A 26,611-nucleotide genomic window follows, 5' to 3' on the forward strand; every position below is an offset into this window, starting at 1 on the left:
CATCGCAAGCGCCGCGTGCTACGCTCGCCGCACCGATTCCGGCGAGACCGCGATGAACGTCGATCCCTCCTTCCCGCATTCCTCCGATCCTTTCGCGCGCGACGGCGCACGCGACGGCGCGCAAGCGCGCAAGCCGCCGCGCGGCGGCCGCCGGATCTGGTCCGGCACGCGCGAGGTGATCGCATACGGCATGCCGGCGTCCGTCTGGCGCGATCTCTACTACTGGGCGCTGAAAGTGAGCTGGCCCGTGTTCTTCGCGTCGCTCGCCGCGCTGTTCGTCGTCAACAACACGCTGTTCGCGCTGCTCTACCAGCTCGGCGCCGCGCCGATCGCGAATCAGTCGCCGCCCGGTTTCGCCGGCGCGTTCTTCTTCAGCGTCGAGACGCTCGCCACCGTCGGCTACGGCGACATGCATCCGCAAACCGTCTACGCGCACGTGGTCGCGACGCTCGAGATCTTCGTCGGGATGTCGGGGATCGCGTTGTCGACGGGGCTCGTGTTCGCGCGCTTCGCGCGGCCGCGCGCGAAGATCATGTTCGCGCGCCACGCGATCGTGCGCCCGCTCAACGGCCGGATGACGCTGATGGTGCGCGCAGCGAACGCGCGGCAGAACGTGATCGCCGAGGCGCGCGCGAAGATGCGGCTGATGCGGCGCGAGCGCTCGTCCGACGGGTATTCGCTGATGAAGATCCACGATCTGAAGCTCGTGCGCAGCGAGCATCCGATTTTCCTGCTCGGCTGGAACATGATGCACGTGATCGACGAGTCGAGCCCGCTGTTCGGCGAGACGCCGGAGTCGCTCGCCGAGCGCAGCGCGATGCTGCTCGTGACGATCGAGGGCTCCGACGAGACCACCGCGCAGGTGATGCAGGCGCGCCACGCGTGGGAGCACGGCGACATCCGCTGGCACCACCGCTACGTCGACCTGATGAGCGACGTCGACGGCATGACGCACATCGATTACACGCGCTTCAACGACGTCGAGCCGGTCGAGCCGCCGGCGGCGGACGTGCCCGGCGTGGCGACGTCCGGCGTGGCGACGCCCTGCGCAAAGCCTCCCGGCGAAGGCGACGCCCGCCCGGTCTGACCCCGCCGAGCCGGCGCGGAGCGAAATCTTTCTCGAATCGCAAGCAAAGCTTCAGCCGTCTTTCGATGAAACGCTGATCGATATCAAGATGAGCAAAAAAATTCTTCTATTGGCGTAAAAAAATAAGGCTCATTGCGTTGCGCATCGAAACAGAGGGGCGCGCTTTCCCGGCGCGCGGCGATGCGGCAACGGCGAACAGCACATCGAGGAGACGACACATGAACGCTCGCTTGCCGATCGACGGCCCGCCCGCGTTGGCCGACTATCGCCTGGCCGACAACCTTCGCGCGACGCACGGCCGCATTTTCCTGACGGGCACGCAGGCGCTCGTGCGCCTCCTGCTGATGCAGCGCGCGCTCGACGCCGCGCAGGGCGTCAACACCGCGGGCTTCGTGAGCGGCTATCGCGGCTCGCCGCTCGGGATGGTCGACCAGCAGCTCTGGAAGGCGAAGCAGCAGCTCGACGCGAGCGGCGTGCGCTTCCTGCCGGCGATCAACGAGGAGCTCGGCGGGACGGCGGTGCTCGGCACGCAGCGCGTCGAGGCCGATCCGCAGCGCACCGTCGACGGCGTGTTCGCGATGTGGTACGGCAAGGGCCCGGGCGTCGACCGCGCGGGCGACGCGCTCAAGCACGGTAACGCGTACGGCTCGTCGCCGCACGGCGGCGTGCTCGTGGTGGCGGGCGACGATCACGGCTGCGTGTCGTCGTCGATGCCGCATCAGAGCGATTTCGCGATGATCGCGTGGCGCATGCCGGTCGTGAATCCGTCGAACATCGCCGACATGCTCGAATTCGGCCTGTACGGCTGGGCGCTGTCGCGCTACTCGGGCGCGTGGGTCGGCTTCAAGGCGATCTCGGAGACGGTCGAATCCGGCTCGACCGTCGATCTCGACGCGCTGACGATGCGCTGGCCCGCGCCCGAAGGCTTCGCGCCGCCCGCGGGCGGCCTGCACAACCGCTGGCCCGACCTGCCGAGCCTCACGATCGAGGCGCGCCTCGCCGCGAAGCTTGACGCGGTGCGCCACTTCGCGCGCGCGAACAGCATCGACAAGTGGATCGCGAAGAGCGCGCGCGCGAACGTCGGCATCGTCACGTGCGGCAAGGCGCATCTCGACCTGATGGAGGCGTTGCGCCGGCTCGATCTGACGGTGGCCGATCTCGACGCGGCCGGCGTGCGGATCTACAAGGTCGGCCTGTCGTTCCCGCTCGAGATGACGCGGATCGATACGTTCGTCGAGGGCCTCGCCGAAGTGCTCGTGATCGAGGAAAAAGGCCCCGTGATCGAGCAGCAGATCAAGGATCATCTGTACAACCGCGCGCCGCACGCGCGGCCCGTCGTGCTCGGCAAGTACGATGCCGCCGGCGCGCCGCTATTGTCCGAGCTCGGCGAGCTGCGGCCGTCGCGCATCCTGCCCGTGTTCGCCGAATGGCTCGCGCGCCACAAGCGCGCGCTCGATCGGCGCGCGCGCGTCGTCGATCTCGTCGCGCCGAGCATCCTGTCGAACGAAGCGGACGCCGTGCGGCGCACGCCGTATTTCTGCTCGGGCTGCCCGCACAACACGTCGACGAAGGTGCCGGAGGGCTCGATCGCGCAGGCGGGAATCGGCTGCCATTTCATGGCGTCGTGGATGGAGCGCGACACGACGGGCCTGATCCAGATGGGCGGCGAGGGCGTGGACTGGGCCGCGCACGCGATGTTCACGAACACGCGCCACGTGTTCCAGAATCTCGGCGACGGCACGTACTTTCATTCAGGGATCCTTGCGATCCGGCAGGCGGTGGCCGCGCGCGCGAACATCACCTACAAGATCCTCTACAACGACGCGGTCGCGATGACGGGCGGCCAGCCCGTGGACGGCAGCATCTCGGTGCCGCAGATCGCGCGGCAGGTGGAGGCGGAAGGCGTGTCGCGCTTCGTCGTCGTGTCCGACGAGCCCGAGAAGTACGACGGCCATCACGCGCTGTTCCCGAAGGGCACGACGTTCCATCACCGGCGCGAGCTCGACGCGGTGCAGCGCGAGCTGCGCGAGACGCCGGGCGTCACCGTGCTGATCTACGATCAGACGTGCGCGGCCGAGAAGCGCCGCCGCCGCAAGAAGGGCGCGTTTCCCGATCCGGACAAGCGCCTGTTCATCAACGAAACGGTGTGCGAAGGCTGCGGCGATTGCGGCGTGCAGTCGAACTGCCTGTCGGTCGAGCCCGTCGAAACCGGGCTTGGCCGCAAGCGGCGCATCGATCAATCGTCGTGCAACAAGGATTTCTCGTGCGTGAACGGCTTTTGCCCGAGCTTCGTCACGGTCGAGGGCGCGACGCTGAAGAAGGCGGCGGGCGTCGCGTTCGACGAGGCGGCGCTCGCCGCGCGCGTCGGCGCGCTGCCGCGCCCCGCGACGCATCTGGCCGACGCGCCTTACGACATGCTCGTGACGGGCGTCGGCGGCACGGGCGTGGTGACGGTCGGCGCGCTCGTCAGCATGGCCGCGCACCTGGAAGGCAAGAGCGCGTCGGTGCTCGATTTCATGGGCTTCGCGCAGAAGGGCGGCGCGGTGCTGTCGTTCGTGCGGATCGCGTCGTCGGACGCGTGGCTCAACCAGGTGCGGATCGACACGCAGCAGGCCGACGCGCTGCTCGCGTGCGACATGGTCGTCGGCGCGAGCGCCGATGCGCTGCAGACGGTGCGCCGCGAGCGCACGCGGATCGTCGTCAATACGCATGCGATTCCGAACGCGGCGTTCGTGTGCGATCCCGACGCGAGCTTGCACGCGGACGCGCTCGTCGAGAAGATGCGGCACGCGGCGGGCGACGGCTTCCTGTCGCGCTGCGATGCGCAGGCGCTCGCGACGAAGTTCCTGGGCGACACGATCGGCGCGAACATCCTGATGCTCGGCTTCGCGTGGCAGCAGGGGCTCGTGCCGGTGTCGCTCGACGCGATGATGCGCGCGATCGAGCTGAACGACGTGGCCGTGCCGATGAACAAGCTCGCGTTCTCGATCGGCCGGATGGCGGCCGCCGATGCGGCGGGGCTCGACGCGTTGTGGGATGCGCGACATCCGGTGCATGCGCCGCCGCCGCCGCAGACGCTCGATGCGATCGTCGCCGATCGCGAGGCGCGGCTCGCCGATTACGGCGGCGCGCGCTACGTCGCGCGTTATCGCGCGCTCGTCGGCGCGGCGCGCGCGACGGGCGACGAGCGTATCGCGCGCGCGGTCGCGGCGACGTTCTACCGGCTGCTCGCGGTGAAGGACGAGTACGAGGTCGCGCGGCTCTATACGGACGGCGCGTTCCGCACGGCGCTCGAGGCGCAGTTCGAAGGCGCGGCGGGCAAGGACTTCCGCGTGAAGTTCAATCTCGCGCCGCCCGCGACCGCGAAGGCGGGCAGGGACGGCGCCGCGCCGCGCAAGCAGGTGTTCGGGCAGTGGCTGTGGCCGGTGCTCGGCATGCTCGCGCGCGTGCGCGGCCTGCGCGGCACGCGGCTCGATCCGTTCGGCGGCACCGTCGAGCGCAGGATGGAGCGCGCGCTCGCCGACGACTACGAAACGACGATGCGCCGCGCATTCGCGGCGCTGACGCCGCAGACGGCCGACCTCGTCGCGCGGCTCGCCGAGTTGCACGCGAAGGCGCGCGGCTACGGGCACGTGAAGCTCGCGAGCGTCGCGGGCGTGAAGCGCAGCGAACGCGAACTGGCCGCGCGCCTGTCGATCGACGCGGCGACGAGCGCCGCCGTGCAGCGCGCGCTCGACGAGATGAAGGGCGCGGGCGCGTTGCGCGGGATTCCGGTCGTCGCCGCGAAGTCGTGAATGTCGTGTGAGCGGCGCGTGAATGTCGCTTGAGCGCGGAGTGACGCGCGGGCGGTGGTGCGCAAACGCGTGGCCGCCCGCCGTTTTTTCGCGGCGCGTTTTGGGTGCGGCGCGCGCCGCGTCAGACGATCCCCTTCTTGCGCGTCGATAGCGCCGTCTCCGACAAATCGATTTCGCGCATCAGCTTCGCGAGCGTCTCGTCGTTGATCTGCTGCTCGCCGCGCAGCCGGTAGAGCACCGAGCGCTCCGCGCGGATCGCGGCGATCTTCAGCGCCAGCTCCATCTTCTCCGTCTGCCGCGCTTCCTCGCGCGGCGTCGCGCCGTCCGCGTCGAGGCCCGCGAGCCGGCGGCGGTACAGGTCCATCACGCGCGCGGTCACGTCCGCGCAGCGTGCGGCGGCCGTCTCGTCGAGATCGACGGCGAGCGCGTCGTGCGCCGCGTCGACCGCGCGGATCGCCGCCTGCGCGGCCGCCGCGCGCGCGGCGCGCTCCTCCTCCGCGTGCGGATTGCGCATCGGGCGCACGCCGCGCAGCAGCAGCGGCAGCGCGATCACCGCGACGACGAGCGAGCCGAGGATCACGCCCGACGCGACGAAGATCGCGGTGTCGCGGCCCGCGAGCGGCGTGCCGTCGCCGAGCGCGACCGGCACCGACAGCACGCCGGCGAGCGTGATCGCGCCGCGCACGCCGCCCACCGTCATCACGGCGATCGTGCGCAGGCCCGCCATCGTGCCGGCGAGGCCCTGCTTCGCGGCGCGGCGGCTCGCGATCCAGCGCAGCAGCCACACCCACGCGAAGCGGATCGCGTAGAGCGCGGCGAGCATCGCGGCGACGTAGCCGATCATCGCGCCGACGAGCGCGTCGCTCGTATGGTGCGCGTCAACGAGCGCGCGGCCGATGATGTGCGGCAACTGCAGCCCGAGCATGATGAACACCATGCCGTTGAACACGAACTCAATCATCGCCCACGTGCTTTCCGCGCGCACCCGCGCGGCGACCGTGCTGCTCTTCGAGAAGCTCGTGTAGTTCATCATCATCCCGGACGCGACGGCCGATAGGATTCCCGACAATTCGAGGTGCTCGGCAATGAGATACGACGCGAACGGCACGAGCAGCGTCATCACGATGCCGGGGGCCGGATCGCCTTCCTGCGCGGCGTTCAGGAAGCGCGTCGACAGCGCGCTGAACAGCCACGCGAGCGCCGCGCCCGTCGCCAGGCCGCCCGATGCGACGATCACGAAGCTGATCGACGCGTCGCGCAGCGAGAACATGCCGGTCAGCGCGGCCGCGATCGCGAACTTGAGCGCGACGAGGCCCGACGCGTCGTTCATCAGCGCCTCGCCTTCGAGAATGTGCATCAGTTGCGGCGGGATGCGGCCCTTGCCGGCGATGCCGGCGAGCGCGACGGCGTCGGTCGGCGACAGCACCGCGGCGAGCGCGAACGCGACGGGCAGCGGCAGGCCGGGAATCAACCAATGCGCGAAGTAGCCGACCGCGAGTACCGTCATGAACACGAGGCCGAACGCGAGCATCAGGATCGCGCGCCGCTGCAGGTACAGCTCGCGCTTCGGGATGCGCCAGCCGTCCGCGAACAGCAGCGGCGGGATGAACAGCAGCATGAAGATTTCGGGATCGAACGTGACGTGCAGGTTGAACCTCGGCCACGCGAGCGCCGCGCCGATCGCGATCTGCATCAGCGGCAACGGCAGGCGCAGCGGCAGCACGCGCGTCGCGACGCCGGACAGCGCGACCGCGAGCAACAGGATCAGAACAGTGAAGACGATTGCCATCGATGAGCGAAACGGGGATGAAACGACGGTACGCAGTGTAGCGTGCGCGCGAAATGCGCGGCGTGAAGCGGGGAAGCGAGCACGGGCGCACTGTGGTGGTGCGCACAATCCCCATCGGCATGCATGCGCGGCGCGCCCCGGGCGGCGCGCCCGTGCCGGGGAGCGAGCGGCGGGACGCGGCGCCGCGCGAGTGAGCACGGAGCTTGCTTGATGCTTGCCGACAACTATGATCGAACAACCGAGGACCACCGATGAAAACCCGCGAGTCGCACGTTTCGCCTGCCGACGTTTTCGTCATCAGGAGGGCCGCCGCATGACCATCGCCCAGCAGGAGCGCCCCGTCGCCGCGTCGCCGTATCGCTTCGAGGCGGAGATGACGTCCGGTCTCGAGCGCGTCGCCGCGCATCATCACGATCTGACGCTCACGTCCGTGTTTCAGCCGATCTTCAGCCTGTCGCACATGCGCGCGGTCGGCTACGAGGCGCTGTTGCGCGCGCACGATGCGCTCGACCGCCCCGTGTCGCCGCTCGACGTGTTCGGCGAAGCCGCGCGCCACGGCGAGGCGACGCAGGTCGACCGCCTCGCGCAGGCGCTGCATCTCGAAAACTTCGCGCGCTTCGGCGCCGAGCGCGAATGGCTGTTCCTCAACGTGCACCCCGGCGTGCTCACCGATCCGTTTCAGGCCGCCGCGCTGTTCGCGAACCTGAAGCGGTTGGATATTCCGCCGCGGCGCATCGTGCTCGAAGTGCTCGAGCAGCGCGCCGACGACATCGAGCGGCTCGCCGACGCGGTGCGCGAATTCCGCGAGCAGGGCTTCCTGATCGCGCTCGACGACTTCGGCGCCGGTCATTCGAACATCGAACGAATCTGGCAACTGAGCCCGGACATCGTGAAGCTCGACCGGATCATGCTGTCGCACGCGCAGCACCGCGCGGGGCTCACGGCGATCCTGCACGGGCTCGTCACGCTGCTGCACGAGGCGGGCAAGCTCGTGTTGATCGAAGGGGTCGAGACCGAACACGAGGCGCAGATCGCGTTGTCGTGCGACGCGGATTTCGTGCAGGGCCATTTCTTCGGACGTCCGGCGCCGGGGCTGCCCGACAGCGCGGCGGCGTCCGCGTGCATCGGCGAGCTGACCGAGCGCTATCGCCAGCAGACCGAAGCGTCCGAGCGGCGCGACGCGCAGCGGCTCGCGCCTTATCAGCGCGCGTTCGAGCGCGCGGCCGAGCGCCTCGCGGCGGGCGAGCCGCTCGACGAGGTCTGCTGGAACTTTCTCGCGCTCGACCACGCGGCGCGCTGCTTCCTGCTCGACGAGCGCGGACGGCAGGCGGGCCGCAACGTCGTGCTGCGCGCGGACCGCGCGTCGCGCGAGACGCGCTTTCTGCCGCTCGCCGACGCGCAGGGCGCGAGCTGGCTGAGGCGCCCGTATTTCCGGTCGGCGATCGTCGAGCCGGGGCGCGTGCAGGCGACGCGGCCGTATCTGTCGATCAACGAGGCGCTGCCGTGCGTCACGCTGTCGATCGCGGTTCGCGTGAACGACGCGCTGTGCGTGCTCTGCGGCGATATCGACTGGATCGACGACGAAGCGTCGACGGGCGCCTGAGCGTCGTCGTCGGCGCGCCGGCGGCATGCCGGTGCGCCGCATCGCGATCATGCGGCGGACGGCGCGCCGTCAGAGCGCGACAAACAGCATCCCGTGCGGGTCCTGCAGCGCCGATGCGCTGCCGATGCCCGCGACCACCGGGGTCAGGTGCCCCGTCTTCGTGTCGAGCTGCATGACCTGACCTTGTCCGGCGCTGTACGCATCGCCCTGCTTGAACGGCGCATCGACCCGATAGGTCGTGTTGCTCGCATCGGTGAAGAGCATGAAGGTCTTGCCCACGGGGCCGGACGCCGGCACCCAGCGCGTATCGTCGACAGGATAGACCGGACCGTCCTTGTCGTTGTAGAGCGTGAGCGTCAGCACGCTGACCGTTTGCGCTGGGCCGGGGTTGTGGATGAATACCAGCTTGCCGTCGGCCTGGCTGTCCAGCATGAGGTCGCCGGCCGAATCGATCGCTTCGGAATCCGGATCGGTCAGGCTCAGCGTGACCGGCTGGTTGTAGGTCGGGTTCGCCGCGCCGCCGACAGTCGGCGTCACGTCGATCGCCTGCGCGTTACCGGCCAGCACCGGCGCGACGTCGAATGTCGTGCCGTTCGGATTGAGCGTGAGCGACACGACGGTCGGCGCGGCACCCGGCGTCGTCGGATTCGACGCGCTCACGTAGATGACGCCGTTCAGTAGCTGCATGTCGTCGAAGCCGCCGCCATGCGCGGTCGGATTGACGGTCGGCAGATACGTTTTCTGGTTGCCCGACGCGAGATCGATGATCGTCAGCTCCGGGTTGCCGTCCTCGTTTGCCATCGCCCAAAGCGCGTTCGTGTCGGCGCGCGCCATCAGACCGTCCACATGGCCCGGCACCACGTAGGACTTGAGCACGTTGCCGTTCAGATCGTACTGGACGATCGTGTTCGTCAGGTTCGGCACCGAGCCGTCCTTCACGTCGCCCGCCATCTGGTAGCCGATGAAGACCGTGTCGTTGTAGCGGACGATCGAATCCGGCTTGGCGTTCGAGGAGGGCGCCTTCGCGAAGACGGACAGCGTGTAACCGCTCGCGGTCGCGGTGTTCGGCACGGGGGCGGCATTGGCCGCTACCGCGCCCGGCACCGGGGCGACGTCGTCGCCGCCCCCGCACGCGGACAGCATGGCGGCGGAGATTACACAAAGCAGGGAGATTTTTTTCATATGGATATCCTGAATGAAAGATCGGTAATGAGCTGCGAAAGTTCGTGAAGGGGTTTTTTGAAGTCGCGGCGTGATGTATTTGAAGCGCGATGCGCGGCGTGCGGGCGTTGCTGCAGCAAACGTAGGTTTGCAATGTGTCTGCGGAATTAATTGCGATTTTTGTTTGAGTTTTTGATTCGATCGGGCGTTGTTTCCTCTGCATGCGATCCGGCCTCGCGACGCGCTGCGAGCAACGCGCTCTTGGCTCGTGCATTCGAGCCTTCCAACGCCGCGGGCGGTTCGCGGGCGTTTGCGGATTCCTTTGCGCGTCACCGTGGACGCGACCGGCGGCGGCACGCCGTTGCATTTTGCGAACGCGAGGCCGAGAATGCGCTGAGGATTGCGATGCCGGGCCGGCATCAAGCGATCCCGTCATCGGCACAACGCGAAGAACAATCATGAAAAGACCGCTTTCGTTGACCGTCCTTGCGTGGTTCGTCATCGTCTCGAACGTGATCGGGCTGATCTCGCTGCCGCTTTCGCTGCGCGATCCGAATGCCGTCGCGATCCTGCGCTACTCGCCGCTGCCGCTCGAGGCGACCGTCGCGATCGCCGTCGTCAGCGAGGGGCTGCATCTCGCCGCCGGCGTCGCGATACTGAAGCGGCGGATCTGGGGACGCACGCTCTACGCGATCGTCGCGCTCGCCGGATTCGCGATCTCCTCATTCACGACGCCGTTCAAGGGCATGCTGATCGTCGTCGCCGCGCTGATCGCGCTGTTCCTGTTCATCCTGTATCGTCCGGCCGCGACGGCCTACTTCAGGCAGGCGGCGTCATGAACGTGCTGCGCAACGCGTTTGCCGCGCTGTTCCATGTGTTCGGCAGCTTCGTCGCGATCGTCGCGATGACGCTCGTCGTCTGGCTGGAGCCATCGACGTCGCCGCGGCTCGCGTGGATCGCGGCGCTGCTTGCCGTCGCGGGCTGGCGCCTCGCCGCGCGCGGCGGCGACTGACGCGCCGGCCCCGACGCGCGCGAAGCGAAGGCGCGAGCGCTGTCGCGCGTTCGGCAACGGCGGCTGACCGGCGCTCGTTCGTCGGGAAGGCGTGCATTGAAAACGTCCGCCGGGACCATTCGCGAAGAAGCATGCGTAGCCGACGGCCGGCGCAATCCGCCTTCCGCGCAAAACCATTCAATTGCCATTCCAGGTTCTTTCAAATTAATTCATATTCGCGTCATATCGCCCCCGTATCGTCCTTGCGTTTTTGAAAGAAATCACACCAACGGGAAGCCGAAAACATGAAGCAGCGAGTGAGATTGGCCGCGCTCCTTTGCGCGAGCGTCTTCGCGGCGGCGGGCTGCGGCAGCGACGAGCCGAAGACGCCGGGCGCATCGGACGACGGCGCGCAAGCGAGTGCCGCGCGCAACGTCATCTTCTTTCTGGGCGACGGGATGGGGATGACGACGCTGACGGCCGCGCGCATCTACGCGGTCGGCGAGGACGGCGCGCTCACGCTCGACACGCTGCCCGAGACCGCGTTCGTGAAGACCTATTCGAACGATGCGCAGGTGACGGACAGCGCGCCGTCGATGTCCGCGTACATGACGGGCGTGAAGACGAATAATGAAGTGATCTCGATGACGCCCGACACGAAGGCGATCGAGCCGACCGCGAGCCTCACCGGCAACTGCGGCGCGAACAACGGCAAACCGGTGCCGACGCTGCTCGAGATCGCGAAGGCGAAGGGGCTCGCCACGGGCGTCGTCACGACGACCCGCGTCACGCACGCGACGCCTGCGGCGACCTACGCGCACGTGTGCCATCGCGACGCCGAGAACGACATCGCCGCGCAGCTCGTGCCGGGCGGCGCGGGCTACAACGCGGCGCTCGGCAACGGCGTCGACGTCGTGCTGGGCGGCGGCGCGCAGTTCTTCGTGCCGAAGGACGCGGGCGGCAAGCGCGCGGACGGCCGCAATCTCGTGAACGAGCTGAAGGCGAAGGGCTACGCGATCGCGCAGAACCGCGACGAGCTCTTCGCTGCCGATGCGGCGAAGAGCGGCAAGCTCGCCGGCCTGTTCGCAACGAGCCACATGAGCTACGACCTCGACCGCGGCGCGACGAAGGAGCCGAGCCTCGCCGACATGGCGACGCGCGCGCTCGACGTGCTGCAGAAGAACCCGAACGGCTATTTCCTGATGGTCGAAGGCGGGCGCATCGATCACGCGCTGCACGACACGAATGCGAAGCGCGCGCTGCAGGACACGGTGGCGTTCGACAACGCGATCAAGGCGACGCTCGACAAGGTTCGCCAGACCGATCCGGATCTGAAGAACACGCTCGTCGTCGTGACGGCCGACCACGACCACACGCTGGTGCTGAACGGCTACGCGGCGCGCACGGGCAAGACGGAAGCGGGCAAGCCGGGCGTGCTCGGCGTGCTGCGCAACTACCAGACGGGCGCGGTCGCGAAGGACGCGGACGGCGCGCCATACACGATCATCGGCTTCGGCAACGGCGAGAACCGCGTGCAGGGCAGCCGCGCGGGCACGAGCCTCACCGACGCGGTGACGGGCGCGGACGACTATCGCCAGGAAGCGGTCGTGCGGATGGCGAAGGGCGGCGAGACGCACGGCGGCACCGACGTGTTCCTCGGCGCGATCGGCCGCGGCGCGGAAGGCTTTCACGGCGTGATCGAGAACAACAAGGTGTTCGAGCTCGTGCGCAGCGCGGCGCAGCTCTGAGCGCGGCTTGGACGGAACAGGGGAATACAGGATGTCGACTATCAAGCGCATCGCGGCGGCGGCGTTCGCCGCGGCGGCCCTCTCGGGCGGTGTCGGCCAGGCGGCGCACGCCGCGGGCCAGGCGAAGAACGTGATCTTTTTCCTCGGCGACGGGATGGGGCCGACCACCGTGACGGCGAGCCGCCTCTACAAGGTCGGCGAGGCCGGCCAGTTGACGATGGAGAAGCTGCCGCGCACCGCGCGCATCAAGACCTTCTCGAACGACGCGCAGACCACCGACAGCGCGCCGTCGATGGCCGCGTACATGACCGGCGTGAAGATGAACAACGAGGTGCTGTCGATGTCGTCGGACACGCGCGCGATCGCGCCCGGCAGCGACGCGAACGGCAACAAGACGGTGAACAACTGCGTCGCGGGCAACGGCAAGCCGGTGTCGACGCTGCTCGAGCTCGCGAAGGCGCGTGGCAAGGCGGTCGGCGCGATCACGACGACCGAGCTTACGCACGCGACGCCCGCTGCGACGTATTCGCACATCTGCCATCGCGACGCGCAGTACGACATCGCCGCGCAGGCGGTGCCGGGCGGCGCGGGCTACAACGCGGCCCTCGGCGACGGCGTCGACGTGCTGATGGGCGGCGGCCGCAATCACTGGACGCCGTACGATCCGGCCGCGAACAAGCGCGGCCGCGCGGACGGGCGCAACCTGCTCGCCGAGCTGCAGGCGAAGGGCTACGCGGTCGTCGCGACGAAGGACCAGCTCGCGCAGGCGGGCGCGGCCAAGCTGATCGGACTCTTCAGCACGACGAGCCATCTCGAATACGAGCTCGACCGCGTCGCGGGCAAGGGCGAGGGCGCGACGCAGCCGAGCCTCGCGGAGATGACCGCGAAGGCGATCGACGTGCTGCAGAAGAATCCGAACGGCTATTTCCTGATGGTCGAAGGCGGGCGCATCGATCACGCGCTGCACGGCACGAACGCGAAGCGCGCGCTCGAAGACACGGCGGCGTTCGACGAGGCGATCCGCACCGCGCTCGCGAAGGTCGATCTGTCGAACACGCTGATCGTCGTGACGGCCGACCACGACCACACGATGACGATCAACGGCTATTCGAAGCGCGGCAATCCGGTTCTCGACATCAGCCGCAGCTATCGCGACGGCCAGCCGAACAAGGACGCCGACGGCAACACCTACACGACGCTCGTGTTCGGCAACGGCGCGAACCGGCCGAACGTGCGCGCGCCGGTGGATTCGGCAACGGCGACGAACGACGCGTACCTTCAGGAAGTCGGCGTGCGGATGGGCAGCGCGGGCTCCGAGACGCACGGCGGCGGCGACGTGATGCTGTTCGCCGACGGCGCCGGCGCGAAGGCGTTCAAGGGCACGCTCGACAACACGAAGGTGTTCGGCCTCGTGAAGTCGGCGTTCGGGTTCTGAGCGCAATGGCCGCAATGCTGATGATGTCCGCGATGCAACGCGTCGCCGCGCGGCGCGCGTGCGCGGCGTTCGGCGCGGCGGCCATGCTCGCCGCCGCGCCGGCGATCGCGGCGCGCGCCGCCGCTCCCGCCCCGGAGCTCGATGCGGTGCTGCTGCACGAGAGCATGACGGTGAGCGCGGACGGCGTGACGCGCACCGTCACGTATCGGGAGCGGATGGTGCGCCGGGATGGGCACGTCTGGATCGAGCGCGTGCTGCCTGCCGGCGCGAAGCGCGCGGAAGCCGGCGATGCGCATGCGCACGCGGGCCACAAGCATTTCGATTTCGACGCGGCCGCGCGGCACGTGACGAACGACGGCGGCAAGATCGGCGTCGAATACGTCGATGCGGCGCAGCGCACGGTCGTCGCGGTGCCGCCCGCCGAGTACGAGACGACGGGCTTCGATGGCTCGTGGGACAACGCGTTCTACATCACGCCGCCGTCGCAACTGAAGCGCCTCGCCGCGAAGTCGAAGCCGGGGCCCGCGCCTGGCACGCGCTGGTATGAGCAGACGGTCGGTGCGCTGCGCGCGCAGGGCGTCAATCGCATTCTGTGGAGCGACGCGCTGCAGGCGCCGCTCGTCGTCGAATACCGCAGCGCGGACGGCCATGCGTCGCGCAAGCTGACGCTCACGCCCGCTCCGCGCGCGAAGGCGCCGCCGTGGCGGCAACTGCAGTCGTATGCGCGCAAGGAGTATGCGGACTATCTCGATTGATGCGCGATTCGTTTTGCGCGTGAGACGCTGCGCTTCGCGTGCGAGGACGAACCGGGCCGGGCAAGGCGAAGCAACGCGGCGCAATCCGGCAAAGCGACGTGATGCGGCGCGCTGCCCCGGCCGCACTCCGCTCGCTCGGCCGTTACACGCGCGTTCGCGCCGTCGGTTACGATGCTGGCTGGTTCAACTCGTCCCAGGGCGCTTGCATGCCAGCTTCCTCGATCCTTCTCGAAGTCATCGCGACGACGATCGGCGATGCGAAAGCCGCCGCCCGCGCGGGTGCCGACCGCCTCGAACTCGTGACCGCGATCAGCGAAGGCGGCTTGACGCCGAGCGTCGGCGTGATCGAAGCCGTCATCGCTGCGGCGCCGATTCCCGTGAACGTGATCGTGCGGCCGCACAGCCGCTCGTTCCACTATGACGCGAGCGAGCTTGCGGCGATCGCGCGCGACGTGCGCGCGGCCGTCGCGGCGGGCGCGAACGGCGTGGTGTTCGGAATGCTCGACGCGCACGGCGACATCGATCTCGACGCATTGCAGCGCATCGCCGATGCGGCCGACGGGCGCGACCTCACGTTCCATCGCGCGTTCGACGTCGCGCGCGATCTGAACGCCGCGCTCGACACGTTGTTGCGCGTGCCGTCCGTCACGTCGGTGCTGACCTCGGGTGGGCATCCGTCGGTGCTCGATGCGCGCGACGTCGTCGCGCGGATGGTGCAGCGCGCCGAGGGCGCGACGTGCACGGTGCTCGCGGGCGCGGGGCTCACCGTCGATGCGCTCGGCGATTTCGTGCGCGCCACGGGCGTGCGGGCCGTGCACTTCGGCTCGGGCGTGCGCGAGCGCGGCGACGTGCTCGCGCCGGTCGACGAGCGGCTCGTCGCGAAGGCGCGCGCGGCGCTCGATGCGGCGGCGCGGGGGTAGCACGTCGGTCGCGCGCAGCGTCGTGCGCCGTGCACGACGAAGGAAGCCGGGACCTCGCCCGGCTTGTTGCCTGGCCGCGGCCGACGTTCAGGCGCTCAACTGCGTCGCTTCGGCGGCCGACATCCCGAGCCGCGCGAGCAGCTTGCGGTCTGCTTCGGCGCGCGGGTTGCCGGTCGTCAGCAGCACGTCGCCGTAGAACATCGAATTCGCGCCGGCGAGGAAGCACAGCGCCTGCATCGAATCGTCGAGCTGCTCGCGGCCCGCCGACAGCCGCACCATCGCCTTCGGCATCGTGATGCGCGCGACCGCGATCGTGCGCACGAACTCGAACGGATCGAGCGCCTGCGCATTCTCGAGCGGCGTGCCCTCGATCGCGACGAGATTGTTGATCGGCACCGATTCCGGATACGGGTCCATGTTCGCGAGCTGCGCGATGAGGCCCGCGCGCTCGCGGCGCGATTCGCCCATCCCGATGATCCCGCCGCAGCACACGTTGATGCCCGCGTCGCGCACGCGCTCGAGCGTGTCGAGGCGATCCTGGTACGTGCGCGTCGAGATGATCTGCCCGTAGAACTCGGGCGACGTGTCGAGGTTGTGGTTGTAGTAGTCGAGGCCCGCTTCGGCAAGCGCCTTCGCCTGGTGCGCTTCGAGCATGCCGAGCGTCACGCACGTCTCGAGGCCCATCTCCTTCACGCCGCGGATCATGTCCTTGATCGGTTCGATGTGCCGATCCTTCGGATTGCGCCACGCGGCGCCCATGCAGAAGCGCGTCGCGCCGTTTTCCTTCGCGGTGCGCGCGGCGGCGAGCACGGCGTCCACTTCCATCAGCTTCTCCGCCTTCAGGCCGGTTTCGTGGTGCGCGGATTGCGAGCAGTAGCCGCAGTCTTCCTCGCAGCCGCCCGTCTTGATCGACAGCAGCGTCGAGAGCTGGATCGCATTCGCATCGAAGTGCTCGCGGTGCGCCTGCTGCGCGCGGAACAGCAGATCGTTGAACGGCAGCTCGTAGAGCGCGATCACGTCGGCGACGCGCCAGCGCGGCGCGGCGGGCGCGGCCACCGGCGTTTCGGTCGTCGCGGGAGCGGTTTGAGCTTGAGTCATGTCGGTCATCCTTCGGTCAGGGATCGATTCGAAAAATCGGCGATGAGCGGGCGAAACGTCAGCGCGGCGCGGCCGTGCGCAGCGCATGCAGCAAGCGGTTCACGTCGAGCGCCTTCGACGCCGCGTCGGGCGACGGCGGGCTCATGTGCGCGATGTCGCCGAGAAGCGGCGCGCGGTGCTCGCGTTCGAGCCATGCGCGCAGCGTGCCGACGTTGTCGTCGGCGAAGTTCATCGCCGGATCGACGCGGTTCGCGACCCAGCCGCCGATCGCGAGGCCGCGCGCGGCGATCGCGTCGGCGGTGAGGAGCGCGTGGCTGATGCAGCCGAGCCGCACGCCGACGACGAGCACCACAGGCAGGCCGAGCGCGACCGCCAGATCGGCGGTGTCGCGCGCGCCGGTGAGCGGCACGCGAAAGCCGCCGACGCCTTCGACGACGACGACGTCCGCCCTCTCGCACGCGCGGCGATGCGCGCCGACGATCATGCCGATGTCGAGCGTCACGCCTTCGCGCGCGGCGGCGATGTGCGGCGCGGCGGCCGCCTCCAGCAGGAACGGTGTGCGGATTTCCGGGGGCAGCGCGACGTTCGCGGCCGCGTCGAGCTGGTCGGCGTCTTCGTTGCGCCGCACGCCGTCGCGCTCGTACGCGCCCGCGGCGACCGGCTTCATCGCGGCCGCGCGCAGCCCAGCGCGCGCGAAGCCGCGCAGCAGCGCGGCCGACACCAGGGTCTTGCCGATCCCGGTATCGGTGCCCGTCACGAACAGCGAAAGCGGCGCACTCATGCGGCGGCCTCGACCCGTGTGACGAGCGCCGCTTCGAGGCGCGCGAGATCGTCGAACGAATGCGCGGCCGACAGCGAGATCCGCAGCCGCGACGTGCCGGCCGGCACCGTCGGCGGCCGGATCGCGGGCACCCACAGGCCCTGCGCGTCGAGCGCGGCCATCGCGGCGAGCGTCGCTTCGTTGCTGCCGATCACGAGCGGCTGCACGGCCGTGTGCGAATCGACCGGCCGCCAGGGCGTCGCGCGCAGGATCGCGCGCGTGCGCTCGATCAGCGCGCCGAGATGCGCGCGGCGCGCGTCGCCTTCGTCGCCCGCGATGATCGCGAGGCTCGCGGACACCGCGCACGCGACGGACGGCGGCGCGGCCGTCGTGAAGATGTAGCTGCGCGCGCGCTGCACGAGCCATTCGATCACGGTCTCGTGCGCGACGACGAACGCGCCCGCGACGCCCGCCGCCTTGCCGAGCGTGCCGACGCAGACGAGGTTCGGCGAGCGCAGCCCGTGCGCGGCGAGCGCGCCGCGGCCTTGCGGGCCGAGTACGCCGAAGCCGTGCGCGTCGTCGACGACGAGCCATGCGCCATGCGCCTCGGCGAGCGCGACGAGGCGCGCGAGCGGCGCGACGTCGCCGTCCATGCTGAACACGGTGTCGGAGACGATCAGCTTCGCCGGCGCGTCGCAGGCGCGCAGGAGCATCTCGAGCGCGTCGGCGTCGCCGTGCGGATAGACCTGCACGTTCGCGCGCGACAGCCGCGCGCCGTCGATCAGCGACGCATGATTGAGCGCGTCGGAGAAGATCGTCGCGCCGCGGCCCGCGAGCGCGGTGAGCGCGGCGAGGTTCGCCATGTAGCCGGTGCTGAAGTAGAGCGCGCGCGGCGCATCGGAGAAGCCGCCCGAGAACGCGGCGAGCTCGTCCTCGAGCGCCGCGTGCGCGCGCGAGTGGCCGCCGAGCAGATGCGAGCCGCCGCTGCCCGAGCCGTAGCGGCGCGCGCCTTCGGCGAACGCTTCGACGAGGCGCGGATGCGCGGCGAGCCCGAGATAGTCGTTGCTCGCGAAGCCGACGATCTCGCGGCCGTCGACGCTCATGTGCGCGCCGCACGCGGTGTCCGCGATGCGGCGGCGGCGGCGCAGCCCTTGCGCGTCGATGTCGGCGAGGCCGCGTTCGAGCGTGGCGAGCAGATTCATGCGTGAGCCTCCGAAAGCGTGGCGTCGAGCGTCGCGCGGGTGCGCGAGGCGAGCCATTCGATCTCGCCGTCGTCGAGGATGTAAGGCGGCATCAGATAGACCGTCGTGCCGATCGGGCGCAGCAGCGTCTCGCGCGCGAGCGCGTGCCCGAAGAAGCGGCGCGGGAACGTCTGCGCCGCATCGCCTTCGAGCGCGACGTCGAACGCGAAGATCGTGCCGCGCTCGCGCAGGTGGCGCACCTGCGGATGCGACGCGAGCGGCGCGAGCGCGTCGCGCATCAGCGCGGCCTTGCGCGCGTTTTCGGCAAGCACGTCGTCTTCGTCGAACAGATCGAGCGTCGCGACGGCCGCGCGGCACGCGAGCGGATTGCCCGTGTACGAATGCGAATGCAGGAAGCCGCGCGTCACGTCGTCGTCGTAGAACGCGTCGAAGATCGCGTCGCGCGACAGCACGAGCGACAGCGGCAGATAGCCGCCGCTGATGCCCTTCGACAGGCACAGGAAATCGGGCCACACGCTCGCCTGCTCGCACGCGAAGAACGTGCCGGTGCGCCCGCAGCCCACCGCGATCTCGTCGGCGATCAGATGCACGTCGTGCGCATCGCACAGCGTGCGCAGGCCGCGCACGTATGACGGATCGTGCATCGCGAAGCCCGCCGCGCATTGCACGAGCGGCTCGACGATCAGCGCGGCGATCTTCTCGCCGCGCTCGGCGAACAGGCGCTTCACGTCGCCGAGCGCGCGCGCGGCGACGTCGGCCGCCGTTTCGCCGTCGCGCGCGCCGCGCGCGTCCGGCGATGCGACGACGTGCGCCGTGCGAATCAGCGGATCGTATGCGTCCTTGAACAGCGCGACGTCGGTGACGCCGAGCGCGCCGATCGTCTCGCCGTGATAACCGTTCGCGATGCAGACGAATTCGCGCTTGTCGCCGCGGCCGCGATTGCGCCACGTGTGGAAGCTCATCTTCAGCGCGATCTCGACGGCCGATGCACCGTCCGACGCGAAGAACGCATGGCCGAGCGTGTGCTGCGTGCGCGCGGCGAGCCGCTCGGCGAGCTCGATCGCGCTTTCGTGCGTGCAGCCGGCGAGCATCGCGTGCTCGAGCGTGTCGAGCTGCTGCTTCAGCGCCGCGTTGATGCGCGGGTTCGCGTGGCCGAACAGGTTCACCCACCACGAGCTGATCGCGTCGAGATAGCGGTTGCCCGCGCGATCGAACAGCCACGCGCGTTCGCCGCGCGCGACGGGAATGAGCGGCAGCCGCTCGTGGTGCTTCATCTGCGTGCAGGGATGCCAGACCGCGCGCAGGCTGCGCGCGACCCAGTCGTCGGTTGCGTGTGTGCTCAAGGACTGCTCCGGGACCAGAACGCGTCGAGGGCGCGCGAAGCGCCGCTCGTTCATGCGGGATCGACAGCGAGAACGCGTGCGATCGGATGGCGAAGAAAACGCGTGTGCAAATCGAAAACCGGCGCTGAGATTAGCGTGTTTTGCGCTCGGCTGCAGTACTCGTTACAAAACGCCGGAGCCTTGCCGGACGCGGAGTTCGGCGCATTTCGCGGCGTCTCGCGACGGTTCGGGGCAGATCATCCGAATACGCGGGAGAAGACGACGGCAAAGAGTCGCTACCTGTCGGACGGAAACCGTGCGAGCGGCGGCCGAAAAACGTCTGACGACTCGAAAAGAGGGCGCGTGCGATGCGCGATGTCGCGTCGATGTGAAGAAAGAACCTGGAGAAAACGGCGGGGAAGGAACGCGCGGCGCGTCGCCGTCGACCGGACGGCCGGTAAGGCGCGGCCTGTCAGCGGCTCGCGAGCGCGCGCGCCGCGCTCGTCGATTCGTCGGCCGTTTGCGTGCCCGCGTCGCGCCACACGACGCGCTCGTCGACCGCGTACAACTGGCATGCCCCCGCGCCCTGCTTGCGGCAGCCTTCGAGCGCGAGCGCCATCGGATCGTCGCCGCCTTCGGCCCACGACCATGCGCCTTCGCTCGACACCGCGAACGCGCGGCTCGGATGCTGCGCGAGGAAGCGGCGATACGCGGCGCGGCCGGCGTCGTCGATGAAGGGCACCGCTTCGACCGATTCGATCGCCGCATAGCCGCTCGCCTTCGGCTCGTGCGGATTCGCGACCGCGTAGCGCACCGACGTCGGCAGGCTCAACTGCGCGAGGAACGACGCGACGGGCGGCCACCAGATCGGCACGCCGTCGCGATCGACGATGATCCGGTGCGCGTCGTCCTTGTATCGGCCGAAATCGACGAAGAGCGTGCTTGCGCCGTGCGACATGTACGCGTCGCGCAGTTGCGCGACGAGCGCGGGCGACCACACCGAATCGTTGTCGCCGTACAGCCACAGCGAGGGCACGTGCGTGCGCGAGCCGTATGTGTCGAACGCGCTGACGAGGTTCTTCTGCCAGCCTTCGCAGAGATCCTGGCGCAGCCCGCCCGAGAAGTTGATGATCCCGCGCACGCCGCGCGCGGCCTCGGTGCCGTATGCGAGCGACACGAGCCCGCCGTGCGACGTGCCCGCGACCACGACGTGCTTCGCGTCGACATAAGGCAGCTTCGACATGTAGCCGAGCGTCGCGGCGACGTCGCGCGCCTGCGCGACGCCGTTGCGCTCGACGTCGCAGCCTTCCTGGACGTACGCGCCGCCCGAGCCCGCGAAGCCTTCGCGGTTCGGCGCGACGACCGCGTAGCCGCGCCGCACGAACTCGCGCGCGAACGACAGCGGCCGGCTGCGCGGCTGCGCGCGCAGGTCGCCGGGATTCTTGCCGTGGTTGAAGACGACGAGCGGGAACGGGCCGGGGCCGTCCGGCTTGAACACCGTCGCCTCGAGCGTGATCGTGCCGGCCGCGTCGACCGGAATGCGGATGATCGTTTCGTTGAGATTCGCGGCGACGGGCGGCAGGCCCGAATCGCCGTAGTCGAAGCGCTCGGCGTTCGCGAGCGCGCCGGATGCGCGCGGCGCGGCGGCAGACGCGGACGGAACGCCGGACGCAGGCGTGCCGGCCTGAGCGGCCGACAGCACGCATGCCGCGATCCATCCCGTCATCACCTTGCCGAATGCCATGCCTGAGCCCACCCACGCGAGTTGCGCCAAACGTGGGCCATCCTAGCCTGACAAATTTCGGTTGTGCAACGCCGTAATTACCCGGCCATGCCGAAATGTGTCGCCGAATCCGCAGAACTGCGAAGCGATGCGATGGACTCAGCGCTCGCTTACATCGCCGTCGACGTAACGCCACGCGCCTTGCGCGTCGCGCGTGAACCGGCTCGTTTCGTGCATCCGGTGCGCGCGGCCGCCGATTTTGTAGCGCGCGACGAATTCCACTTCGGCGTGCGTATCGTCGAGCTGCACATGGCGCTTGATCGCGAGGCCGAGCCAGCGCGGCGCGTCGGCCCGGCCGGCATCGGCGTCGAGATCGGGCGGGCAGGTGCGCGCGTCCCAGGTCGCGCGCAGGTAGTCGGTTGCGCCAAGTACGTACGCGCTATAGCGCGAGCGCATCAGCTCGAGCGCCGTCGCGGCGGTGGCGTGCCCGTCGATCAGGCGTGCGCAGCAATCCGCGTAGCGCGGCGCGCGCGCATTCGCATTCGCGCCGGGCGCGGCGCCGCCGCACGGGCAATCGAGCGGGCGCCCGGAGACGTTCGTCGCGGCTTGCATCGTGATTCGAGGAACGAGGCGGCGCGGCCGGCTCACCAGCCGAGCTCGACGCCGTCGTATTGAAAGAAGCGGCCGTTCGCGTGTTCGCGGTCGCCCGCCGCCTGCGCGATCACGCGGCGCATGCCGGCGACGCTCGTCTGCGGATCGAGCGCGGCCTGCGCGCCGCCCATGTCGGTGCGCACCCAGCCCGGATGCAGCGCGATGCAGGCCGCGTGCCGCGCCTGCAGCGACGCGATCCGCAGCGCGTCGTTCACCGCTGCCTTGCTCGCGCGGTAGAGCCAGCCTGTCGTGCCGGTCGCCTCGCTGATGCTGCCCATCTTGCTCGACAGCACCGCGAGGACACCGCGGCTCGCCTCGACGAGCGGCAGCAGGATCGGCATCAGCAGCATCGGGCCGAGCACGTTCGTGTGCATCACCGCATCGAAGTCCTCCGCGCCGACGGGCTCGACGCCCGCCGTGCGCGGACCGTACACGCCCGACACGACGACGGCCGCGTCGAGCGCGGTGTCGCCGAGCCGGGCGTCGAACGCCGCGATGTCGTCGGGCTGCGCGACGTCGAGCGCGAGCGCGCGCGCGCCGAGCACATCGAGCGACGCGAGCGACGCCGCGTCGCGCGCCGTTGCGATCACGCGCCAGCCGTCATGCAGATACTGGCCGACGAACTCGCGGCCGATGCCGCGCGATGCGCCGACGATCAATACGGTCTTCATCGAAGGACTCCTGTTCGGGTGCGTGGCGGAGGTCAGATCAGTTCGATGCCCATCGCGGTCGCCTCGCCGCCGCCGATGCACAGGCTCGCGACGCCGCGTTTGCCGCCGCGCGCGCGCAGCGCGCCGATCAGCGTGACGAGGATGCGGGCGCCCGACGCGCCGATCGGATGGCCGAGCGCGCACGCGCCGCCGTTCACGTTGACCTTGTCGTGCGGCAGGTCGTGCTCCTTCATCGCCGCCATCGTGACGACGGCGAACGCCTCGTTGATCTCGTACAGATCGACCTCGGCCGCGCGCCAGCCGTTCCTGTCGAACAGGCGCCGGATCGCGCCGACGGGCGCCGTCGTGAACTTCGACGGCGCTTGTGCGAACGTCGAATGGCCGACGACGCGCGCGAGGGGCGCGAGCCCGAGCCGGTTCGCCGTCGACGCGCGCATCATCACGAGCGCGGCCGCGCCGTCTGAGATCGACGACGAATTCGCGGCGGTCACGGTGCCCGTCTTGCTGAATGCGGGCTTGAGCGTCGGGATCTTCTCGGGGTTCGCCTTGAACGGCTGCTCGTCGCGCGCGATCACCGTGTCGCCCTTCTTGCCGGCCACCGTCACGGGCGCGATTTCCCACGCGAACGAGCCGTCCTCGTTCGCCCGCTTCGCGCGCGCGAGCGATTCGATCGCGAACGCGTCCTGCGCCTCCCGCGTGAACGCGTATTCGCCCGCGCATTCCTCGGCGAACGTGCCCATCAGGCGGCCCTTGTCGTAGGCGTCCTCCAGGCCGTCGAGGAACATGTGGTCGAGCACCTGGCCGTGGCCCATGCGCATGCCCGCGCGCGCCTTCGGCAGCAGGTACGGCGCGTTCGTCATGCTTTCCATGCCGCCCGCGACGATCACGTCGACCGAGCCCGCGACAAGCATGTCGTGCGCGAACATCGCCGCGCGCATGCCCGAGCCGCACATCTTGTTGACCGTCGTGCAGCCGACCGAAAGCGGCAGCTTCGCGCCGAGCGCCGCCTGCCGCGCCGGGGCCTGTCCCTGCCCCGCGGGCAGCACGCAGCCCATCACCGCTTCGTCGATCTGCTCGGGCTTGAGGCCCGCGCGCTCGAGCGCCGCGGCGATCGCGGCCGCGCCCAGTTGCGGCGCGGCGAGCGACGCGAAGTCGCCCTGAAAGCCCGCGATCGGCGTGCGCGTCGCCGACGCGATGACGATCGGGTCCTGATCAACAGCCGTCATGTTTCGTCTCCTTGATGGTTTGGGCAATGAGATCGGCCGCACTGGCGAGCTGCGCCGCGTCGGCCGCCACGACGTCATTGTCCGCCGAATGCGCGCCTTTTGCCGAGAGCGCGCCCACTGCGCGGCGGTACGTCGCATCGAGTTGCCCGGGATGCGACACGGCCATCCCGAGGTTGCGCATCCGGCCGTCGTGCACGCCGTACACGAGCGCGTGCACGGTGATCGGCTGGCCGCGCGCCCACGCGTCGTTCACGATCGTCGTGCGGCACACGTTGACGACCTGCTCGATCGCGTTGAGCTCGATCAGGCGCCGATAGCGCGCTTCGCCGAGCGGCCATTCGCCGAGCAGCGCCGCGTGCTTCTCGCGCACGTCCTGCACGTGATGCAGCCAGTTGTCCGCGAGCCCGACGCGGCGGCTGTGCAGCGCCGCGTTCACGCCCGAGCAGCCGTAGTGGCCGACGACCATGATGTGCTTGACCTTCAGCAGGTCGACCGCGAACTGGATCACCGACAGGCAGTTCAGATCGGTGTGCACGACGACGTTCGCGATGTTGCGGTGGACGAACACCTCGCCCGGCGGCAGGCCGATGATCTGGTTCGCGGGCACGCGCGAATCGGAGCAGCCGATCCACAGATACTCGGGCGCCTGCTGGTCGGCGAGGCGCGAGAAGTATTGCGGATCGACGGCGAGCTTGCGCTTGACCCAGGCGTCGTTGTTGTCGAACAGATGCGAGAGCGGATGGTCGTTCGTGTTCATCTCAAGTGGGTTCCGTGGGATGAAAAAGGCGCGGCTCACGCGGCGGCGCGCTTGCCGTCGTCGGCCGCGGCGCCTGGCGCGAAGCGCTCCGGATAGCGGATGCAAAAGCGCAGCGCCGGCTCGTAGGCGAAAAAATCGGGCAGCTCGCCGCGCAGCAGGCGGTCCTTGCTGTCCTGCCAGAGCTGCGGATCGAAGAAATCCGCGTGATGCGCGATGAAGTGCTCGCGCACGCGCGGATCGCCAAGCAGGAACGGCGCGTAGGTTTCCGGGAAGATGTCGTGCGGGCCGACCGTGTACCACGGCTCGCCCGACATCTCGTCTTCCTCGTTGCGCGGCGGCGGCACGCGGCGGATGGTGCAGTCGGTCAGATATTCGATCTCGTCGTAGTCGTAGAACACGACGCGCCCGTGGCGCGTCACGCCGAAGTTCTTGTACAGCATGTCGCCGGGGAAGATGTTCGCCTGCATCAGCTCCTTCACCGCGTTGCCGTATTCGCGCACGCCGTGCTCGATCTCGGCGTCGCTGCCGTTCTGCAGATACAGGTTGAGCGGCACCATCCGGCGCTCGATGTACAGGTGCTTGATGACGAGGTTGTCGCCCTCGTATTCGATCAGCGACGGCACTTCCTTTTCGAGCTCGCGCACGAGCGCGTCGTCGAGCCGCGCGAGCGGCAGCGCGACGCTCGAGTATTCGAGCGTGTCCGCCATCCGGCCGAGACGGTCGTGGCGCTTGACGAGCAGGTACTTGCCCATGATCTGCTCGCGCGTCGTCTCCTTCGGCGGCGGGAAGTGATCCTTGATCATCTTGAACACGTACGGGAACGACGGCAGCGTGAACACGAGCATCACGAGGCCCTTGATGCCGGGCGCGATGATGAAGCGGTCGCTCGAATGCGACAGGTGATGCAGCAGATCGCGATAGAACAGGTTCTTGCCCTGCTTCTGCAGGCCGACCGACGTGTAGATCTCCGCCTTCGGCTTGCCCGGCATGACCGAGCGCAGGAACTGCACGTAGGCGGACGGCACGTTCATGTCGACGAGGAAGTACGAGTGCGAGAAGCTGAAGATGATCTTCAACTGATCGCGGCGCAGGAGCACCGTGTCGAGCGCGAGAAGGCCCGCGCGCACGTGGCGGATCGGCATCGCGAACGGCAGCACGCGGTCGCCGTTGATGATGCGGCCGACGACGTACGCGGTCTTGTTCCGGTAGAACAGCGACGACAGCACGTGGATCTGGAAATTCACCGCTTCGTCGAACGCGCCGAACTCGTCGTGAATCGCCTGCATGATGCACGCGATGTCGCGCTCGAGATCCTCGAACGGCGGGTTGAGCTGGAAGTTCGTGACGATCCGCTCGAGCGTCGCGGCGAGCCCCTCGCTGCCCGGATAGTACGCGCGGTACGTCGGCTTCGCGGCGGGCTCGTCGTTCTCGATGTATTCGGTCGAGATCGCCGGGCGCACGAAGATGAAATCGTTGTTGAAGTACGCGCGATGCAGGATCTTGCAGCACACCGAATTGAAGAACGTCTCCGCGCATTCGGGCTGGCGGTGCGACGTCAGCAGGCCGATGTAATGCAGCTTGATCTGCGGCCAGACGTCGTTGCCGATGTTCTCCGCATCGTATTCGTCCTCGAGCAGCTCGACGCATTCGCGCACGCGGTCGTCGTACGACGTGATGCGCTCGCGCGCGAGCCGCTGCAGCCCGTGCCAGTCCGCGCGCTCGAACAGGCCCTTCGCCTCGACGGCCGCTTCGCGGAAGATCCGGTAGTGGCGATCGAAGTTTTCGAGGATCGTCTGCGCGACGTCGAAGCCGATCTGCGAGGACAGCAGTTTGGGAAAATGATTCATCGTGCGCGGGCTCACGGGCGGAAAGCTCACGCCATTTTAGCGCCGGGCGGGCGCGCTTTAGCCAATGCGGG

General features: G+C 69.0%; 21 protein-coding genes. 9 read left to right on the forward strand and 12 right to left on the reverse strand.

Annotated features, from left to right (window positions below):
• Positions 1–52 precede the first annotated feature (52 nt).
• Together WS92_RS12820 and WS92_RS12825 are read left to right on the forward strand one after the other, a co-directional pair.
• Positions 53–1,087: an ion channel gene (locus WS92_RS12820; protein WP_059930486.1), complete on the forward strand. Its 1,035-nt coding sequence runs from the start codon at positions 53–55 to the stop codon at positions 1,085–1,087.
• Positions 1,088–1,305: 218 nt separating this feature from the next.
• Complete coding sequence (locus tag WS92_RS12825; RefSeq protein WP_059930484.1) at positions 1,306–4,881, forward strand: indolepyruvate ferredoxin oxidoreductase family protein; 3,576 nt, start codon at positions 1,306–1,308, stop codon at positions 4,879–4,881.
• Positions 4,882–5,002: 121 nt separating this feature from the next.
• Here WS92_RS12825 and WS92_RS12830 read toward each other — a convergent pair whose 3' ends face one another.
• Complete coding sequence (locus WS92_RS12830) at positions 5,003–6,670, reverse strand: Na+/H+ antiporter (protein WP_059930482.1); 1,668 nt, start codon at positions 6,668–6,670, stop codon at positions 5,003–5,005.
• A 313-nt stretch (positions 6,671–6,983) separates the two neighbouring features.
• Between WS92_RS12830 and WS92_RS12835 the strand changes: the two genes are divergently transcribed.
• Complete coding sequence (locus WS92_RS12835) at positions 6,984–8,273, forward strand: EAL domain-containing protein (RefSeq protein ID WP_015601933.1); 1,290 nt, start codon at positions 6,984–6,986, stop codon at positions 8,271–8,273.
• Between the two features lie 69 nt (positions 8,274–8,342).
• On the opposite strand, the gene WS92_RS12840 is transcribed toward WS92_RS12835, so the two are convergent.
• Entirely contained in the window at positions 8,343–9,455 is a 1,113-nt protein-coding gene (locus WS92_RS12840; RefSeq protein ID WP_059930475.1) for a hypothetical protein, read from the reverse strand.
• Positions 9,456–9,892: 437 nt separating this feature from the next.
• On the opposite strand from WS92_RS12840, the gene WS92_RS12845 reads away from it, so the two are divergent.
• The 6 genes from WS92_RS12845 (at position 9,893) to WS92_RS12865 (ending at position 15,283) form a co-directional block, all read left to right on the forward strand.
• Positions 9,893–10,273 carry a hypothetical protein gene (locus WS92_RS12845; protein ID WP_006024324.1) on the forward strand — a complete coding sequence of 127 codons (381 nt, stop codon included), beginning with the start codon at positions 9,893–9,895 and terminating at the stop codon, positions 10,271–10,273.
• Entirely contained in the window at positions 10,270–10,446 is a 177-nt protein-coding gene (locus WS92_RS35785) for a hypothetical protein (RefSeq protein WP_171845219.1), read from the forward strand. Before WS92_RS12845 ends, WS92_RS35785 begins: the two co-directional genes overlap by 4 nt.
• A 284-nt stretch (positions 10,447–10,730) precedes the next feature.
• Positions 10,731–12,173, forward strand: coding sequence for an alkaline phosphatase (locus WS92_RS12850; RefSeq protein WP_059930473.1), 1,443 nt, complete (start codon positions 10,731–10,733; stop codon positions 12,171–12,173).
• A 31-nt stretch (positions 12,174–12,204) separates the two neighbouring features.
• Positions 12,205–13,608 (forward strand): alkaline phosphatase, encoded by a 1,404-nt coding sequence (locus WS92_RS12855; RefSeq protein WP_059930471.1) that lies wholly within the window; start codon positions 12,205–12,207, stop codon positions 13,606–13,608.
• 5 nt (positions 13,609–13,613) lie between these two features.
• A complete protein-coding gene (locus WS92_RS12860; protein WP_059930469.1) occupies positions 13,614–14,363 on the forward strand; it encodes a hypothetical protein in 750 nt (249 codons plus the stop codon).
• A gap of 206 nt (positions 14,364–14,569) precedes the next feature.
• Positions 14,570–15,283 (forward strand): copper homeostasis protein CutC, encoded by a 714-nt coding sequence (locus WS92_RS12865; RefSeq protein WP_015600809.1) that lies wholly within the window; start codon positions 14,570–14,572, stop codon positions 15,281–15,283.
• An 87-nt stretch (positions 15,284–15,370) separates the two neighbouring features.
• On the opposite strand, the gene bioB is transcribed toward WS92_RS12865, so the two are convergent.
• The 10 genes from bioB to aceK form a co-directional block, all read right to left on the reverse strand.
• Positions 15,371–16,381 carry a biotin synthase BioB gene (bioB, locus tag WS92_RS12870; protein WP_015601451.1) on the reverse strand — a complete coding sequence of 337 codons (1,011 nt, stop codon included), beginning with the start codon at positions 16,379–16,381 and terminating at the stop codon, positions 15,371–15,373.
• Positions 16,382–16,439: 58 nt separating this feature from the next.
• Entirely contained in the window at positions 16,440–17,162 is a 723-nt protein-coding gene (gene bioD, locus WS92_RS12875; protein WP_059930467.1) for a dethiobiotin synthase, read from the reverse strand.
• On the reverse strand, positions 17,159–18,343 hold the full coding sequence (bioF, locus tag WS92_RS12880; RefSeq protein ID WP_015600627.1) for an 8-amino-7-oxononanoate synthase: 1,185 nt from the start codon (positions 18,341–18,343) through the stop codon (positions 17,159–17,161). The genes bioD and bioF overlap by 4 nt, the downstream gene beginning before the upstream one ends.
• Positions 18,340–19,686 carry an adenosylmethionine--8-amino-7-oxononanoate transaminase gene (bioA, locus tag WS92_RS12885; protein WP_059930465.1) on the reverse strand — a complete coding sequence of 449 codons (1,347 nt, stop codon included), beginning with the start codon at positions 19,684–19,686 and terminating at the stop codon, positions 18,340–18,342. The genes bioF and bioA overlap by 4 nt, the downstream gene beginning before the upstream one ends.
• Before the next feature lie 451 nt (positions 19,687–20,137).
• Positions 20,138–21,409 carry a dienelactone hydrolase family protein gene (locus WS92_RS12890; RefSeq protein WP_171845249.1) on the reverse strand — a complete coding sequence of 424 codons (1,272 nt, stop codon included), beginning with the start codon at positions 21,407–21,409 and terminating at the stop codon, positions 20,138–20,140.
• A gap of 138 nt (positions 21,410–21,547) precedes the next feature.
• The gene (locus WS92_RS12895; RefSeq protein WP_009911115.1) at positions 21,548–22,000 is read right to left on the reverse strand and encodes a YchJ family protein; all 453 of its coding nucleotides are present in this window, start codon (positions 21,998–22,000) and stop codon (positions 21,548–21,550) included.
• A 32-nt stretch (positions 22,001–22,032) separates the two neighbouring features.
• Positions 22,033–22,710 carry an SDR family oxidoreductase gene (locus tag WS92_RS12900; RefSeq protein ID WP_015601344.1) on the reverse strand — a complete coding sequence of 226 codons (678 nt, stop codon included), beginning with the start codon at positions 22,708–22,710 and terminating at the stop codon, positions 22,033–22,035.
• Positions 22,711–22,742: 32 nt separating this feature from the next.
• Positions 22,743–23,936 carry an acetyl-CoA C-acetyltransferase gene (locus tag WS92_RS12905; protein WP_059930461.1) on the reverse strand — a complete coding sequence of 398 codons (1,194 nt, stop codon included), beginning with the start codon at positions 23,934–23,936 and terminating at the stop codon, positions 22,743–22,745.
• Complete coding sequence (gene can / locus WS92_RS12910; protein ID WP_059930459.1) at positions 23,923–24,693, reverse strand: carbonate dehydratase; 771 nt, start codon at positions 24,691–24,693, stop codon at positions 23,923–23,925. Before can ends, WS92_RS12905 begins: the two co-directional genes overlap by 14 nt.
• Before the next feature lie 35 nt (positions 24,694–24,728).
• Positions 24,729–26,540, reverse strand: a complete 1,812-nt coding sequence (gene aceK, locus WS92_RS12915) for a bifunctional isocitrate dehydrogenase kinase/phosphatase (protein WP_059930669.1) — start codon at positions 26,538–26,540, stop codon at positions 24,729–24,731.
• Positions 26,541–26,611 lie beyond the last annotated feature (71 nt).

The sequence above is a fragment of the Burkholderia sp. MSMB1588 genome, assembly GCF_001546925.1.
In the GTDB taxonomy this organism is placed as follows: domain Bacteria; phylum Pseudomonadota; class Gammaproteobacteria; order Burkholderiales; family Burkholderiaceae; genus Burkholderia; species Burkholderia humptydooensis.